The organism is Enterobacter sp. RHBSTW-00994 (assembly GCF_013782625.1).
Lineage (GTDB): Bacteria > Pseudomonadota > Gammaproteobacteria > Enterobacterales > Enterobacteriaceae > Enterobacter.
Genome location: NZ_CP056199.1, coordinates 1 through 15140, shown reverse-complemented (window position 1 = coordinate 15140; position 15140 = coordinate 1). Strand labels below are relative to the sequence as shown.

Here is a 15140-nt window from a genome sequence, read left to right as displayed (position 1 = left end):
GGATTCTCTCAGAGCCAGAAAGCGTTGTATGGGTGATGGCGCACAAAAAAGCCCCGCTAAAGCGGGGCTTTTTCTTTTACCTCAGAGGGCCGTGGTGGCTACCCGGTCAGCTGTTCAACGCAGGACGCTCGCTAATCGCGATGCGTTGCGGAGCGATCGCATCTGGCACGTTACGCGTCAGATCGATATGCAACAAGCCGTTGGCAAAGGTCGCACCGGAAACTTCCATATGGTCTGCCAGCGTGAAGCTCAGGCTGAATGGCTGAATAACCAGCCCCTGGTGCAGCCATTTGGTCTCGGTGTCTTGTTTTTCCGGCGTACCTTTCACGGTAAGGCGCGTCCCTTCAAGCTGGATATCCAGGTCTTCCTGGCGGAACCCTGCCAGCGCAAGGGTGATGCGATAGTGGTTATCATCGCTTTTTTCGATGTTGTACGGCGGAAACGTCTGTTGCTCAGTGGTGCTTTGCAGGGCATTAGCCAGTTTGTCAAAACCAATCCACTGACGCAGCAGAGGGGATAAATCGTAGTTACGCATGGTGTTTCTCCTTCTAAGAAGCGAGTTGGCACAGGTTAATTTTGTGCGCAGTTGTTCCTGCAAATCCTTATGGATTCGCATATGCTCCCATTTCGGCAAGCATCTCTGGGTGGGCCGCTTTCGCGACCCGATAAATTAATTAATTTCGATACGGCGCGGTTTTTTCTCTTCCGGAATCACACGTTCCAGATCGATAAACAGCAGGCCGTTGACCAGGTTCGCACCATGAACATGAATGTTCTCGGCTAACTGGAACTTACGTTCAAAGTTACGTTCTGCGATGCCCTGATACAGATAGGTACGTTCTTTTTGCTCGGATGTGTGAGCGCCCTTCACCACCAGTACGTTCTCCTGCGCGGTGATTTCAAGCTCGCTCTCGGCAAAACCAGCAACGGCAATCGCGATGCGGTAGTGGTTTTCGTCGACCAGTTCAACATTGTATGGAGGGTAGCCATTACCCTGATTTTGGTTATTTTCTAATAGGTTAAACAGACGATCAAAACCGATGGCTGAGCGATAAAGCGGAGAAAGATCAAAGTTACGCATAAATAAAAGCTCCTGAAATCAGCGAGAATTTTAGCCTTCCACCATGGACAGGCTATTGCACCCCCGAATACCCATCAGGCGTATTCGTTATCGGGCTACAGTCTTAAAGTGGGTCTGGTATAGGTATTTTCAAGCGCAACAAGTACACTTTTTTTTGCACTTTCTTGCATCTCGCATAGACTGGGACAACAGCACAAAGGGTTAAATTGCGATGGCCGCCACAGTGCGGGGTTTTTGGACTATTCATTTCTTATCGGGATAGCTATAACCCTGAGTTGTAGGTCGATGCAGTGCCATTAACGATGACAAAGTGATGATGAAAAATGTTCTGATCAAGCTGACGACGTTCAGCGGTGTAGTTTTACTTTGCGGGTGTTCGAGCGTGATGTCTCACACTGGCGGTAAAGAAGGAACATACCCGGGCACACGCGCAACAGCGACAATGCTCTCGGATGATGACACTAACTGGGGAACCAAATCCCTGGCGGTGCTGGATATGCCGTTTACGGCTGTCATGGACACCCTCTTGCTACCGTGGGATCTTTTCCGTACGGACAATTCGGTGAGATCGCGTGTCGAGAAAAGCGAGCAGGAAAATCTGGCTACCAACTCCGTCATTCCGCCCGCTGAAATGCCACCACGCTAGTTTTATGCGGTTTCCGTGACCCAAAGCTGACGGAAACCCGCCGTCTCCTCCATCCATGCCACCAGCTTGCCGTCTGGTGAAAACACCACGGCATCTCCCGATGGTGGTTTGCCGTGATCGGACGTCAAAAATCTGACCTCTCCGGAGACAGCACTGCAACAGGCAATTCTGTTTTCGAGAACAAATCCAAGCATATTCCCGGATGGATGCCAGTTGAATGCCGACTGGATATCGCTGTCATGGTGGGTTAACTGGCGTGGTTCGCCCCCTTCAGGGGAGATCAGCCAAAGCTGGACAATCCCGTTATCGTCGCGCATCAAAAAGGCAATCTGCGTTCCCTGTGGATTACTCCGCACCCAATGGCGTGGCACGTTTACCAGCCCCGGAAACGCGCGAGGATGGGTGAAGGTTAAACGGCGCTGTATAACACCCAAAGGCGGGGCTGGCATCAACGCTGGTGTACCTTGCAACGGCAGATCGCCTGCACGTTTCCACCCCAACTCATCCGTTGGCAGGTCAACAATAAACAGCTCCGGGATTTTCTCACCGTTCATGCCGAGCGTGTCGCCGATAAACGCCAGTCTGTCGTTATTCACCCATCCTTCTTCATAAGCGCGATTAATTTCATCGCTCCCCGGTTGCGGGTCCGACGTCGTGGTGCTCACCAGCACGCTCCAGAATGTACCGGCATACTCACGCGGGTGATTCCCCAGAGGATTCACCGGGCCATACGGCGCTGCTACACCCACATTGCGCAAATCACATGCGGGATCGCGTTCATGCAACACGTGGTCGTTATAGGTAAAGCTAACGCATTGCCCATCAGGACTGAAGACATGCACATGGCTGCCGCCACGCAGTGCGCCTGCGGTATAAGGCGCGGTGATATCCATTGCATCAAGGTTACTCACCTGACCGTGGTGCACAATGACGCCCTGACGGTGGTGAAAATCATACTGCCAGTGTGGATCTGGATTTTGGGGTCCATGGATAAAGACATATCGGTCATCCACGGGATGAACCGTCACCACACCAACATGTGCGCCGTTTGTCGCGCGGTAAAGCACCTCAATATCGCCCGTCAGCACATTAATCCGCTCGATCGTCTCACCAGTAAATGACGCCCCTGACGGGCGCACATCGTATACGAGCCAGCGACTGTCTGCCGTCCAGGTACGGGTATTGGTGAGTTGATGATTGCGGGAAGCAAAGGTGATTTGTTTCATAAAGGAACCCTGATGCGCGATTATCGCATCAGGGTAAAACATCAACGGAAATTAGCCTACTCGTTTAACATCGCCCACCAGCAGGATATAGGAGAGCGCACCAAGCAGAGCCACGACAGAGATATAAACCAGAGCAGGAGCAAAGCCGTAGCCTTGCGCAAGGTAGCCCACCACCAGGGGAACCGTAATCCCGCCCAGCCCACCGATGAAGTTAAACACGCCGCCCGTCAAACCGATTAAACGCATCGGAGCAAGTGATGACACCAGAGACCAGGTGATGGAAGCAAACCCATTCCCGAAGAAGGCAATCGCCATCAGGGTCATAATCCAGATCGGATCGCTGGTATAGTTTGCCCCCATGATGCAGGTTGAAATCAGCAGACCGCATATGATGGGCAGCTTACGGGAGAAACCGATTGAGTAGCCTTTACGTACCAGCCTGTCAGCCACCCAGCCAGACAACAGAACCCCCACAAATGCCGCCAGGAAGGGGACGGTCGTCATAAAGCCAGCTTTCAGCGCCGTGATGCCTTTTTCCTGCGTCAGATAGTTCGGGAACCACGTCAGGAAGAACCACAATGTCGATGCAATGGCAAACTGACCAAGATAGACCCCCACCAGTTTACGGTGGAACACCAGCTTCCAGTCAGCCAGAGTCAGCGGCTGGCGCGCCTCTTTTTTCACCGGTGCATCGCCATCCACCAGACCGCCGCCATCACGAATGTAGTCCAGCTCGGCTTTGGTGATATTTTTGGTCAGACGTGGCGGCTGGTATACCTTGAACCAGATCAGCGACCAGATAATGCCGATACCGCCGGTGACAATGAACACCCAGTGCCAGCTCAGCATCTCCTGGATCCAGATCAGCAGCGGAGTCAGAAATGCCAGCCCAACAAACTGCCCTGAGGTATAAAAGCCCACCGCCGAGGCGCGCTCGTGCTCCGGGAACCAGCTCGTCACCATACGGTTATTGGTCGGGAACGCCGGTGCTTCAAAAATACCGGTAATGGCGCGCAGGCCAATCAGCGACATCAAGCCGGTGGCAAAGCCCTGGAACAGGGTCGCCACTGACCAGCCGAAAATAGCGATAAAATAGGTTAATCGTGACCCGACACGGTCCAGGAACCAGCCGCCTGGGATTTGGCAAAGCGTATAAAGCCAGGCAAACGCCGAGAAGACATAACCCATTTGCGCTTTGGTAATACCAAACTCTTCCTGAATATGAGCCGACGCCACGGCAAGGTTGGCGCGGTCAACGTAACAAATAACCACAGTAATAAAGATCATAATCAGCGTCAGGTAACGGCGACGCCCAGGTTTTGCTGCAGTAACTGGAATATCCATCGTAATCTGTCCCCAGATTTTGGGCATAGCGAAGCCGCTCACCATGCCCTGTAATTTACAGAGGGTGTGTTTGATTTTTTTAATTAAAAACTGAAACGAAGCGCGCTAAATCATTCGTGCCAGGGAAGTGCAGCCAACGCACTCACCCGCGCGAGTATGACGCGCATTTACCATTCGGCGACGGAGCCATCCTCATGACGCCATAATGGGTTACGCCAGTCCGGCGCATTTTTGCTGAACTCAATCACTTTGGCTTCATCGATATCTACGCCAAGCCCTGGTTTCATCAGCGGTTTAAAGAAGCCTCCTTCCATGTTGAAATCTTCTTTGTTTTTCACAAAGTCGAGCAATTCAGCCCCTTTGTTGTAGTGAATCCCCATGCTCTGCTCCTGAAGCACAGCGTTGTAAGAGACAAAGTCCACATGCAAACAGGCCGCTAACGCAATAGGCCCAAGTGGGCAATGCGGCGCAAGGGAGACATCATAGGCTTCCGCCATACCGGCAATTTTGTAGCACTCCGTAATACCGCCCGCATGAGATAAATCAGGCTGCAAAATGGCAATGCCACCCGCTTCCAGCACACGTTTGAACTCAAAGCGCGAGAACATACGTTCACCTGCCGCAATAGGGATATGCGTCTGTGCCGCCAGTTTCGGATAATATTCTGCCTGCTCCGCCAGCACCGGTTCTTCAATAAACAACGGACGATAAGGTTCGAGTTCTTTAATCAGGACTTTTGCCATCGGCGCGCTGACACGTCCGTGGAAATCAAGGCCAAACTCAATCTGGTTTCCGAAGGCTTCACGGATCTGCGCCACGGTATTTACCGCCGCATCCACCGAGCGAGAGTTATCGATCAGCCCCATCTCTTCACAGCCATTAAGCTTAAAGGTATCAAAACCAATCTCACGCAGGGTTTTAATCCCATCGATAACATCTGCCGGACGGTCACCGCCAACCCAGCTGTAGGCTTTAATTTTGTCACGAACCAGGCCACCCATCAGTTGCCAGACGGGGGCATTGAGCACTTTGCCTTTGATATCCCACAGAGCCTGGTCAATACCGGCGATAGCACTCATCAGGATCGGACCGCCACGGTAGAAGCCTGCGCGATACATCACCTGCCACAGGTCATTAATACGTGCAGGATCCTGGCCAATCAGGTATTCACCCAGCTCATGCACAGCGGCTTCAACAGTGCGCGCCCTCCCCTCGATGACCGGTTCCCCCCAGCCGACAACGCCTTCGTCGGTTTCGATTTTCAGGAACATCCAACGTGGAGGTAAACGGTATGTGGTGAGTTTGGTTATTTTCATTTCACTGCCTCTCGATACGCTTTAACAAATGCTGTCGCCTGCTCTGCGGTACGCTCTACGGGCTGTCCGGCACGATAGAGATCGCTGCCAAGCCCCGCCCCTACGCAACCGGCTTTCATCCACTGCGCCAGGTTTTCTGGTGTGACCCCCCCGACGGCAAAGACCGGGACACTGGCGGGTAACACCGCTTTCAGCGCTTTGATGTAGTCCGGACCAAAAGCCGATGACGGGAAAATTTTGAGCGACTGCGCCCCCGCCTCGAGGGCGGTGAAAGCTTCTGTTGCGGTTGCGCACCCAGGACAAACCGTCATGCCATAACTGACCGCGCGGCGGATCACGTCCGGCTGAATATTCGGCGTCACAATCAGTTTGCAGCCCATTTTTGCCAGTTGGTCGACCTGCTCTGGCTGCAACACCGTACCCGCACCAATCAGCGCTTTATCACCAAACGCCTCCACCACCATTGGGATGCTTTTTTCCCATTGCGGCGAATTCAACGGGATTTCCACGGCGTCAAATCCGGCATTAATTACCGCACCAACATGTGCCAGCGCTTCGTCGGGCGTAATGCCGCGCAAAATAGCGATAAGGGGAAGATTAGTTTGCCACTGCATGAGCGATACTCCTTATTCCTGCCTGAAATGCCGTATCGCCAGATATCGCAGACACCTTGCGCCCAACGGCGTGGAACGCCTGCCGATAGCGTGATGTCAGCGATGAACCAGCAACAATCGTGATGGCCTGCTCGTGGGCGATAAAATCGCTCATGCTGGCGACTTCTGCGCCAATCAACAGGCCAGATAAAAATTCGCTCACCTGCTCACGGGGAAGTGTTCCCAGTACGTGAGAGGCGCGGGTCTCGAAAAGTTGCGGCAAAACGGCAGAGGAATGAAGGCCACGATCAAGCCCGGTAATGAAGGCTTCAGAAGAGACTTCCTGAGGTGGAAGCCCTGCCCCTATCAGTGAATGATTTAGCAGCAAATGGTGCAATTCGCCGGTCATTACGGTGCGAAAATCGTGGATCTGTTCTGCATCGGCCTGCACCCATTTGCAGTGTGTACCAGGCATGACGTAGACAGAAGAAGGAGAAAGCGTGCGTGCGCCAAGCAGCTGTGTCTCTTCGCCGCGCATCACATTGTGGTTATCGTCACGAGACACGCACAGGCCGGGTACAATCCAGATATTGTCCCCAACAGACGTTAACTGCTCGCCAATAGAAGAGAAATGGGCCGGAACCGGCAGATAAGGGGCAACCTTCCAGCCTACGTTGCTGCCCACCATTCCCGCCATGACTACCGACGTGGTGCTATCACGCCAGTTTTGTGTCACTTCTGCTAACACCGCTTCAGGGGATTTTCCGTTCAGGCGCGTCACGCCTGCTTCTGATTGCCTGCTCTCCAGGCACTGCTCACCCTGATAAAGCCAGGCGCGCAAATTGGTCGATCCCCAGTCAATTGCGATGTAGCGAGATGTCATGTGATTTCCTTCAACCTTCGTGTCGAGCTGGCGATCATGGTCATTGCCGCCTGCTCTGCCGCATCACCGTCCTGATGCCGTATCGCATCGAACAGCGCTTTATGTTCCTGGAGCGTTTTTGGCATGTTGGCCTCATCCCCCATCCAGGTTCGTTCAAATACTGCTCGTTGTAGCGAACTGATTGCCACGCTAAGCTGTTGTAAAACCGGGTTATGTACTGACTGCAGCACCGCTTCGTGATAGCGAATATCCGCTTCGTTAAAGGCATCCCGGTTCTGGTTGTTGGCGATCATGTCATTCAGCGCCGACTCAATCAGCGCCAGATCACCTGACGTTGCGCGCTCCGCTGCCCAGCGGGCAATCGCGGGTTCTACCAGGTTTCGTACCTCGCTCATCGCGCCGATAAGCCTTGGGTCGTAGTCATTTTCCAGAACCCATTGCAGGACATCAGTGTCGAGGTAATTCCACTGGTTTCGCGGCGCAACAAACGCGCCGCGATAGCGCTTCATTTCAATCAGCCGCTTCGCCATCAGCGAGCGAAACACTTCCCGGATAATGTTGCGCGAAGTTTCAAACTCTTCGCACAGTTCGGCCTCTGCAGGCAGCGGCGATCCTGGTACGTATTTTCCACCCACAATCTGGCTACCCAGCGTAATGACGATGCGATCGGTTTTATTGAGAGTCATGGAGAGTCCTTGTGCTCTTTGTGTCCATCACTACTTTACCGCGATCGCTGAATTTCACCTCACTTTTGCAGTACAAAAGCAACGCTACTTATCATTATCGAGGTTTTAATGTAGTACAATCACACAATGTTGTACTACAATCTAGATCACAAAAAGAACAATCCGGTAAATTGAAGGCAAAAAAAACCCCGGTGGATCACCAGGGTTCGTATGATTGGGTTGCTGTTATTGCAGAACAAATTTCTCGATCGCGTAGGCAACACCGTCTTCCAGATTGGATTTCGTTACAAAGTTGGCGACATCTTTCACCGATTGAATAGCGTTATCCATCGCGACACCCATTCCAGCATATTCAATCATCGCAATGTCGTTTTCCTGATCGCCAAGAGCCATGATCTCTTCTGGTTTGATCCCCAGCGCATCCGCCAGTGATTTCACGCCCGTCCCTTTATTCACACGTTTATCGAGAATTTCGAGGAAGTACGGTGCACTTTTCAGTACGGTGTATTTCTCTTTAACGTCCGCCGGTATTTTGGCGATCGCTTTATCAAGAATGGCAGGCTCATCAATCATCATCACTTTGAGGAACTGCGTGGCCGGGTCCATTTTGTCGGCTTCACAGAACACCAGCGGGATCGTCGCGACAAAGGATTCATGTACGGTGTAGTAGCTGATATCGCGGTTCGCAGTATAAAGCGTGTTGCGATCGAGCGCGTGGAAGTGAGAACCCACATCGCGAGACAGTTTTTCCAGGAACAGGTAATCGTCATAGTTCAGCGCAGTTTGCGCGACCGTACTGCCATCAGCGGCCTTCTGTACCAGCGCACCGTTATACGTGATGCAATAATCACCCGGCTGATTCATGTGCAACTCTTTCAGGTAACTGTGTACCCCCGCATACGGACGCCCGGTGGTCAGAACCACATTTACGCCTTTTTCACGCGCTGCGGCGATAGCGTTTTTAACGGCTGGAGAAATAGAGTGGTCTGGCAGCAGCAGTGTGCCGTCCATATCGATTGCAATGAGTTTAATGGCCATGAGATCCCCGATTTAAATGAGTCTTTCCTCATGCTAACGCGATTCGGCACGGAAAACAGTAAAAGAGTCGGAGATAAAGGGGGATGGAATAGAGAAAGGGGATTCCTCTTTTGTGGGGAATGATCCCCCTATCTCCAGTGGAGAGAGGGGGATAAACGACTTAGATATCGATATTTGCCGCTTTCAGGGCGTTTTCTTCAATAAAGGCACGACGCGGTTCAACGGCATCGCCCATCAGAGTAGTGAACAGCTGATCCGCAGCAATCGCGTCTTTTACCGTCACGCGCAGCATGCGACGGCTTTCTGGATCCATAGTGGTTTCCCACAGCTGATCCGGGTTCATTTCACCCAGCCCTTTATAACGCTGAATGTACAGACCACGACGAGACTCTTTCACCAGCCAATCCAGCGCTTGCTCGAAGCTGGTAACGGGCTGACGGCGCTCGCCACGTTCGATAAACGCATCGTCCTCAATCAGACCACGCAGTTTTTCGCCCAGGGTGCACAGACGACGGTATTCACCACCGGTCACAAACTCATGATCCAGAGGGTAATCGGTATCAACACCGTGAGTACGCACGCGAATGACTGGTTCGAACTGATGCAGTTCGGCATTCTCACGAATATCAAACTTCCACTGGCTACCGTGCTGCTCGTTTTCGTTCAGCTCAGTCACCAGTTGGTTAACCCAACGGGTCACCGTCTGTTCGTCGCTCAGATCGGCTTCAACCAGCGTCGGCTGGTAAATCAGCGCTTTCAACAATGTACGCGGGAAGCGACGTTCCATACGGCCAATCATTTTCTGCGTTGCATTGTACTCAGAAACCAGACGTTCCAGAGGCTCACCTGCCAGCGCCGGAGCGTGGGCATTCGCATGCAGGGTTGCACCGTCCAGCGCAATGGAGATCTGATACTGATCCATTGCTTCGTCGTCTTTAATGTACTGTTCCTGTTTGCCTTTTTTCACTTTGTACAGCGGAGGCTGTGCAATGTAGATATGGCCACGTTCAACAATTTCTGGCATCTGACGATAGAAGAAGGTCAGCAGCAGTGTACGAATGTGAGAACCATCGACGTCCGCATCGGTCATGATGATAATGCTGTGATAGCGCAGTTTATCCGGGTTGTACTCGTCACGGCCAATACCACAACCCAGGGCGGTGATAAGCGTTGCCACTTCCTGCGAAGAGAGCATTTTGTCGAAGCGCGCTTTCTCAACGTTCAGAATTTTACCCTTCAACGGCAGAATCGCCTGATTCTTACGGTTACGACCCTGCTTCGCAGAACCGCCCGCGGAGTCCCCTTCCACAAGGTACAGTTCGGACTGCGCCGGGTCGCGTTCCTGGCAATCCGCCAGTTTGCCCGGCAGGCCAGCCAGATCCAGCGCACCTTTACGGCGGGTCATCTCACGCGCTTTACGTGCAGCTTCACGGGCGCGCGCAGCATCGATGATTTTACCGACCACAATTTTGGCGTCAGACGGATTTTCCAGCAGATATTCGCTCAGCAGTTCGTTCATCTGCTGCTCAACTGCGGATTTCACCTCAGAAGAGACCAGCTTGTCTTTCGTCTGTGAGGAGAACTTAGGATCTGGCACTTTAACAGAAACCACAGCAATCAGGCCTTCACGGGCATCGTCACCGGTGGCGCTAACTTTCGCTTTCTTGCTGTAGCCTTCTTTATCCATGTAAGCATTCAGGGTACGGGTCATCGCCGTACGGAAGCCAACAAGGTGTGTACCGCCATCACGCTGTGGAATGTTGTTGGTGAAGCAGTAGATATTTTCCTGGAAACCATCGTTCCACTGCAGCGCCACTTCTACACCAATACCGTCTTTCTCTGTTGAGAAATAGAAGATATTCGGGTGGATCGGCGTTTTGTTCTTATTGAGGTATTCAACAAACGCTTTGATACCGCCTTCGTAGTGGAAATGGTCTTCTTTACCGTCACGTTTGTCACGCAGGCGGATAGACACGCCGGAGTTCAGGAAGGACAGTTCACGCAGACGTTTGGCGAGAATGTCGTACTCGAATTCGGTCACGTTAGAAAACGTTTCGTGGCTCGGCCAGAAACGTACTGTCGTCCCGGTTTTTTCCGTTTCGCCCGTAACTGACAGTGGAGCCTGCGGCACACCGTGGGTATAGACCTGGTGATGAATTTTGCCTTCGCGGTAGATAACCAGTTCCAGTTTCTGCGACAGGGCGTTAACCACGGAAACCCCTACGCCGTGCAGGCCGCCGGAAACTTTATATGAGTTATCATCAAATTTACCGCCCGCGTGCAGTACGGTCATGATCACTTCTGCTGCGGACACACCCTCTTCCGGGTGAATACCCGTTGGGATACCACGGCCATCATCCTGTACGGAAACAGAGTTATCGCCATGAATGGTGACGACAATGTCTTTACAGTGACCCGCGAGCGCTTCGTCGATAGCGTTATCCACAACCTCGAATACCATGTGGTGCAGACCGGTGCCGTCATCCGTATCACCGATATACATACCTGGGCGCTTACGCACCGCATCCAGCCCTTTCAGGACTTTGATACTGGAGGAGTCATAAGAATTCGACATCAACGTTTCTCGCTCATTTAATCTTGGGTTAATCCGTTATTTTACCCTTTTCCACGGTGAACATCTTCGAATTTTTGTCCGACATGTCCATTACGTGTTCAGCGCTAATCGCGCTGACGAAAACCTGCGACTGCGTGGCTTTTAAGCGGCTGGCAAGCAGTCCGCGCCGTGCGTCGTCGAGTTCCGAGGCAAAATCATCTATCAGATACAGGCAGCGTCGCCCGCTTTCGCGGGTTAAAAACTCCCCCTGCGCCAGACGCAGCGCACACATCAGGAGTTTTAGCTGCCCGCGTGACAAGGTATCTTCGACCGGCGCACCGTCAGCACGAATGCGGAAATCCGCCTTGTGCGGGCCATGCGCGGTGTAGGTTAGCATGCGGTCGCGCTCGAAGCCTCTCTCCAGCACTTCGGCATAATCCGTCTCTTTCTCCCAGCCTCGCTGGAAGGAGAAGGTGAGAGAAAACTCGGGTAAAAACTGTTTGCAGGTATCCGCCATGTCTTCAGCAATCCCTGCACTGTATTCTGCACGCCAGTTGCTGATTTGTTCCGCAAGTGGGATTAATTCCATATCCCAGGGACGCAACTGAGCGTAGCGAGTGACCTGGCGCAGCGCAGCATTTCGCTGTTTCAGCAGCCGCTTCAGATTACTCCAGGCATTAAAGAAACCCGCTTCATTATGGAAACATCCCCAGTCGAGGAATGCTCTTCGGTATTTGGGGCCACCGTTGAGGAGAGTAAACCCTTCCGGTGTAATCAGCTGCATCGGCATCAGTAGTGCCAACTCAGCCACTTTATGGCCATCAGTACCGTCAATACGGACCTTGCTGTCGCCTTGCTTGTCTTTGCTCAGACCAATGGAGGTTTCACGCTCTTCACCCTGCAAGCGCCCGTGCAGAACAAATGACTCCTGCTCATGGCGAATCACACGACCAATCTGCAAGCTGCGAAACGCCCGGCCATGACCGAGCGTATAGATAGCTTCCAGCACGCTGGTTTTGCCGCTGCCATTCGCACCAACCAGGAAGTTAAAGCCAGGGGACAAAGCGAGATCCGCGCTTTCAATGTTGCGGAAATCTTTAATTAAAAGGCGCGTCAGTGACATATAAGGGGTTCTTCGGGCCTGGGTGTAATCGGCGCAGCCAGTTTCAACGCGGGCTGCACGCAGACCCTGAAACGTACACGCAGTACGTGACAGGGGTGAGCACAGCCCTGGCTGAAAATGGCAAGTAAGATAGCCCGATATTTTTCACTACAGTCTCATAGGCATGACAACATAGGCCGCGCTCTGGCTGGCGGCGTCTTCAATCTGCACGCTCGATACGGAATCAGTCAGCAAAATGCGAACGTTTTCGCACTTCAGTGCATTCAGAACATCCAGCACATAGCTGACGTTGAAGCCGATTTCCATCTCAGTTCCGGCGTAGGTGACGTCCAGAATTTCTTCTGCCTCTTCCTGCTCCGGGTTATTGGCGGTGATTTTGATCTGATTTTCACTCACATACAGACGTACACCGCGGAATTTCTCGTTAGAGAGAATGGCCGCACGCGCAAACGCCTGCTTGAGAATGTCGCAGCCTGCTTCCAGCGTTTTGTCCGGATTCTTCGGCAATACGCGACGATAGTCAGGGAAACGCCCATCAACCAGCTTCGAAGTGAAGACAAAATCGCCAACATGTGCACGAATATTGTTGCTGCCAATCTGCACACGCAGTGGCGTTTCACCACCGTCGAGCATGCGCATCAGCTCAATCACACCTTTACGCGGTACGATCACCGAATGATTTGGCAGTGAATCGCCAATCGGCATGGAGCAGACCGCCAGACGGTGACCATCGGTCGCCACGGTGCGCAGCTCTTCACCTTCGGTTTCGAACAACATGCCGTTTAAGTAATAACGGACATCCTGATGCGCCATTGAGAACTGCGTGGCTTCAATCAGACGCTTCATCGTCGCCTGCGGCAGGGTGAATTCAACTTCGCTCTGCCAGTCGTCCAGGTTTGGGAAGTCCGCAGCAGGTAGCGTAGACAACGAGAAGCGACTGCGACCGGAGCGAACCAGCATACGGTCGCCCTCAAGTTGCACAGCAATTTCCGCGCCTTCCGGCAACCCGCGGCAAATATCAAAGAATTTACGCGCTGGTACAGTCGTTGCGCCCGCGTTATGTGGCTGAGAGAGCGTAACACGCGCGATCATTTCCATTTCCAGGTCTGTGCCGGTCAGCGACAGCGTACCGTCCGCGACCTGAAGCAGCAGGTTTCCGAGAATAGGCAGCGTTGGGCGGCCACCTAATGGGCCACTCACCTGTTGCAGCGGTTTTAATAAATGTTCACGTTCAACGGTAAATTTCATAGCATCACGATGATAATGTTCTGATTAAATTGGAAAAATCTTCTTTTATGTCGTGGCTTTCTTCGCGCAACTGCTCAATCTTGCGGCACGCGTGCAGCACGGTTGTATGGTCACGGCCACCAAACGCATCGCCGATCTCCGGCAGACTGTGGTTGGTTAACTCCTTTGCCAGCGCCATAGCCATCTGACGCGGTCTCGCCACCGAGCGGGAACGACGCTTAGACAACAAATCTGCCACTTTGATTTTGTAGTACTCGGCCACCGTCTTCTGAATATTGTCGATAGTGACCAGTTTTTCCTGCAATGCCAGAAGATCACGCAGTGCTTCACGCACGAAATCAATGGTAATTGCCCGGCCCGTGAAGTTGGCATTGGCAATGACGCGGTTCAGCGCACCTTCCAGTTCACGAACGTTTGAACGCAGACGTTTAGCAATGAAGAACGCGACTTCACCCGGCAGGCGAATATCGTTTTCATCGGCTTTTTTCATCAGGATCGCAACGCGGGTTTCCAGCTCCGGAGGCTCGATCGCCACGGTCAGGCCCCAGCCAAAGCGAGATTTCAGACGATCTTCGACGCCGTTGATCTCTTTTGGATAACGATCCGAAGTTAAAATGATCTGCTGATTACCTTCAAGCAGCGCATTGAAGGTATGGAAAAACTCTTCCTGTGATCGCTCTTTATTGGCAAAGAATTGAATGTCATCAATAAGCAGAGCATCAACGGAACGGTAGTAGCGTTTAAACTCTTCGATCGCATTGTTTTGCAGGGCTTTTACCATGTCCTGAACGAAGCGCTCGGAGTGCATATACACCACTTTGGCATTGGGCTTACGCGCCATAATGCCATTACCCACCGCATGCAGAAGGTGAGTTTTACCCAAGCCAGTGCCCCCATAGAGGAACAACGGGTTATACGCGCCACCAGGGTTATCAGCCACCTGACGAGCCGCAGCGCGAGCCAGTTGGTTTGATTTACCTTCAACAAAGTTATCAAACGTATGTTTCACGTTGACGTTAGAACGATAGGTAGGCTCTGCCGGGGCAGGAACGTTGTCCCAGCCGGGACGTGCAGCAGGCGCAACACGCGGCGCAGGAGCGGGAGCAGCCTGCGCAGGAACGGCGACATTTACCGTTTCTCTGACAGTTTGCGTGACCGGTTTTGTTCCCACTTCAAAACGTAGCTGTGGGGCATCCGTCCCGCAGAAATCATTGAGCAGTCCATTGATGTTATTGAGGTATTTGTCCCTTACCCAATCGAGCACAAAACGGTTTGGCGCATACAAAGCCAGCGTGTTATCGCTCAGTTCCGCCTGCAATGGGCGGATCCACATACTGAATTCTGTGGCTGGTAACTCATCCTGCAATCGGGCAAGACACTGCTGCCAAAGCGAAAGTGACAC

Annotated in this window: 14 protein-coding genes and 1 other annotated feature; of the genes, 1 reads left to right on the top strand and 13 read right to left on the bottom strand. The window is 52.6% G+C overall.

Annotation, left to right across the window (positions count from 1 at the left end; genetic code table 11):
* Positions 1–106 precede the first annotated feature (106 nt).
* Together ibpB and ibpA are read right to left on the bottom strand one after the other, a co-directional pair.
* Positions 107–535, bottom strand: a complete 429-nt coding sequence (ibpB, locus tag HV346_RS00070) for a small heat shock chaperone IbpB (RefSeq protein WP_181621623.1) — start codon at positions 533–535, stop codon at positions 107–109.
* Between the two features lie 135 nt (positions 536–670).
* The gene (gene ibpA / locus HV346_RS00065) at positions 671–1081 is read right to left on the bottom strand and encodes a small heat shock chaperone IbpA (RefSeq protein WP_181621622.1); all 411 of its coding nucleotides are present in this window, start codon (positions 1079–1081) and stop codon (positions 671–673) included.
* Positions 1075–1147, bottom strand: a sequence feature (ROSE (Repression Of Heat Shock gene Expression) occurs in the 5'-region of heat shock genes and acts as an RNA thermometer to modulate expression.). It overlaps the preceding gene by 7 nt.
* Positions 1148–1394: 247 nt before the next feature.
* Between ibpA and HV346_RS00060 the strand changes: the two genes are divergently transcribed.
* Entirely contained in the window at positions 1395–1727 is a 333-nt protein-coding gene (locus HV346_RS00060) for a YceK/YidQ family lipoprotein (RefSeq protein ID WP_181621621.1), read from the top strand.
* A 2-nt stretch (positions 1728–1729) separates the two neighbouring features.
* Here HV346_RS00060 and HV346_RS00055 read toward each other — a convergent pair whose 3' ends face one another.
* From HV346_RS00055 to dnaA, 11 genes are all read right to left on the bottom strand, one after another.
* Positions 1730–2953 carry a DUF3748 domain-containing protein gene (locus tag HV346_RS00055; RefSeq protein WP_181621620.1) on the bottom strand — a complete coding sequence of 408 codons (1224 nt, stop codon included), beginning with the start codon at positions 2951–2953 and terminating at the stop codon, positions 1730–1732.
* 51 nt (positions 2954–3004) lie between these two features.
* Positions 3005–4342, bottom strand: a complete 1338-nt coding sequence (locus HV346_RS00050) for an MFS transporter (protein WP_181621619.1) — start codon at positions 4340–4342, stop codon at positions 3005–3007.
* A gap of 122 nt (positions 4343–4464) precedes the next feature.
* Positions 4465–5613: a galactonate dehydratase gene (gene dgoD / locus HV346_RS00045; RefSeq protein WP_181621618.1), complete on the bottom strand. Its 1149-nt coding sequence runs from the start codon at positions 5611–5613 to the stop codon at positions 4465–4467.
* Positions 5610–6227: a 2-dehydro-3-deoxy-6-phosphogalactonate aldolase gene (locus HV346_RS00040; RefSeq protein WP_181621617.1), complete on the bottom strand. Its 618-nt coding sequence runs from the start codon at positions 6225–6227 to the stop codon at positions 5610–5612. The genes dgoD and HV346_RS00040 overlap by 4 nt, the downstream gene beginning before the upstream one ends.
* Positions 6211–7089, bottom strand: coding sequence for a 2-dehydro-3-deoxygalactonokinase (locus tag HV346_RS00035; RefSeq protein ID WP_181621616.1), 879 nt, complete (start codon positions 7087–7089; stop codon positions 6211–6213). The genes HV346_RS00040 and HV346_RS00035 overlap by 17 nt, the downstream gene beginning before the upstream one ends.
* Positions 7086–7775, bottom strand: a complete 690-nt coding sequence (gene dgoR / locus HV346_RS00030; RefSeq protein WP_181621615.1) for a D-galactonate utilization transcriptional regulator DgoR — start codon at positions 7773–7775, stop codon at positions 7086–7088. Before dgoR ends, HV346_RS00035 begins: the two co-directional genes overlap by 4 nt.
* 225 nt (positions 7776–8000) lie before the next feature.
* The gene (gene yidA, locus HV346_RS00025) at positions 8001–8813 is read right to left on the bottom strand and encodes a sugar-phosphatase (RefSeq protein WP_181621614.1); all 813 of its coding nucleotides are present in this window, start codon (positions 8811–8813) and stop codon (positions 8001–8003) included.
* A 160-nt stretch (positions 8814–8973) separates the two neighbouring features.
* Positions 8974–11388, bottom strand: coding sequence for a DNA topoisomerase (ATP-hydrolyzing) subunit B (gyrB, locus tag HV346_RS00020; RefSeq protein ID WP_181621613.1), 2415 nt, complete (start codon positions 11386–11388; stop codon positions 8974–8976).
* 28 nt (positions 11389–11416) lie between these two features.
* Positions 11417–12490 (bottom strand): DNA replication/repair protein RecF, encoded by a 1074-nt coding sequence (recF, locus tag HV346_RS00015; RefSeq protein ID WP_181621612.1) that lies wholly within the window; start codon positions 12488–12490, stop codon positions 11417–11419.
* Between the two features lie 147 nt (positions 12491–12637).
* On the bottom strand, positions 12638–13738 hold the full coding sequence (gene dnaN / locus HV346_RS00010; RefSeq protein ID WP_181621611.1) for a DNA polymerase III subunit beta: 1101 nt from the start codon (positions 13736–13738) through the stop codon (positions 12638–12640).
* Positions 13739–13742: 4 nt separating this feature from the next.
* A complete protein-coding gene (gene dnaA, locus HV346_RS00005) occupies positions 13743–15140 on the bottom strand; it encodes a chromosomal replication initiator protein DnaA (protein WP_181621610.1) in 1398 nt (465 codons plus the stop codon).

Excerpts from the sequence above, each read along its gene's own strand:
- ibpB (WP_181621623.1), bottom strand. The coding sequence starts at position 535 with ATGCGTAACTACGATTTATCCCCTCTGCTGCGTCAGTGGATTGGTTTT.
- ibpA (WP_181621622.1), bottom strand. The coding sequence starts at position 1,081 with ATGCGTAACTTTGATCTTTCTCCGCTTTATCGCTCAGCCATCGGTTTT.
- HV346_RS00060 (WP_181621621.1), top strand. The coding sequence starts at position 1,395 with ATGATGAAAAATGTTCTGATCAAGCTGACGACGTTCAGCGGTGTAGTT.
- HV346_RS00055 (WP_181621620.1), bottom strand. The coding sequence starts at position 2,953 with ATGAAACAAATCACCTTTGCTTCCCGCAATCATCAACTCACCAATACC.
- HV346_RS00050 (WP_181621619.1), bottom strand. The coding sequence starts at position 4,342 with ATGGTGAGCGGCTTCGCTATGCCCAAAATCTGGGGACAGATTACGATG.
- dgoD (WP_181621618.1), bottom strand. The coding sequence starts at position 5,613 with ATGAAAATAACCAAACTCACCACATACCGTTTACCTCCACGTTGGATG.
- HV346_RS00040 (WP_181621617.1), bottom strand. The coding sequence starts at position 6,227 with ATGCAGTGGCAAACTAATCTTCCCCTTATCGCTATTTTGCGCGGCATT.
- HV346_RS00035 (WP_181621616.1), bottom strand. The coding sequence starts at position 7,089 with ATGACATCTCGCTACATCGCAATTGACTGGGGATCGACCAATTTGCGC.
- dgoR (WP_181621615.1), bottom strand. The coding sequence starts at position 7,775 with ATGACTCTCAATAAAACCGATCGCATCGTCATTACGCTGGGTAGCCAG.
- yidA (WP_181621614.1), bottom strand. The coding sequence starts at position 8,813 with ATGGCCATTAAACTCATTGCAATCGATATGGACGGCACACTGCTGCTG.
- gyrB (WP_181621613.1), bottom strand. The coding sequence starts at position 11,388 with ATGTCGAATTCTTATGACTCCTCCAGTATCAAAGTCCTGAAAGGGCTG.
- recF (WP_181621612.1), bottom strand. The coding sequence starts at position 12,490 with ATGTCACTGACGCGCCTTTTAATTAAAGATTTCCGCAACATTGAAAGC.
- dnaN (WP_181621611.1), bottom strand. The coding sequence starts at position 13,738 with ATGAAATTTACCGTTGAACGTGAACATTTATTAAAACCGCTGCAACAG.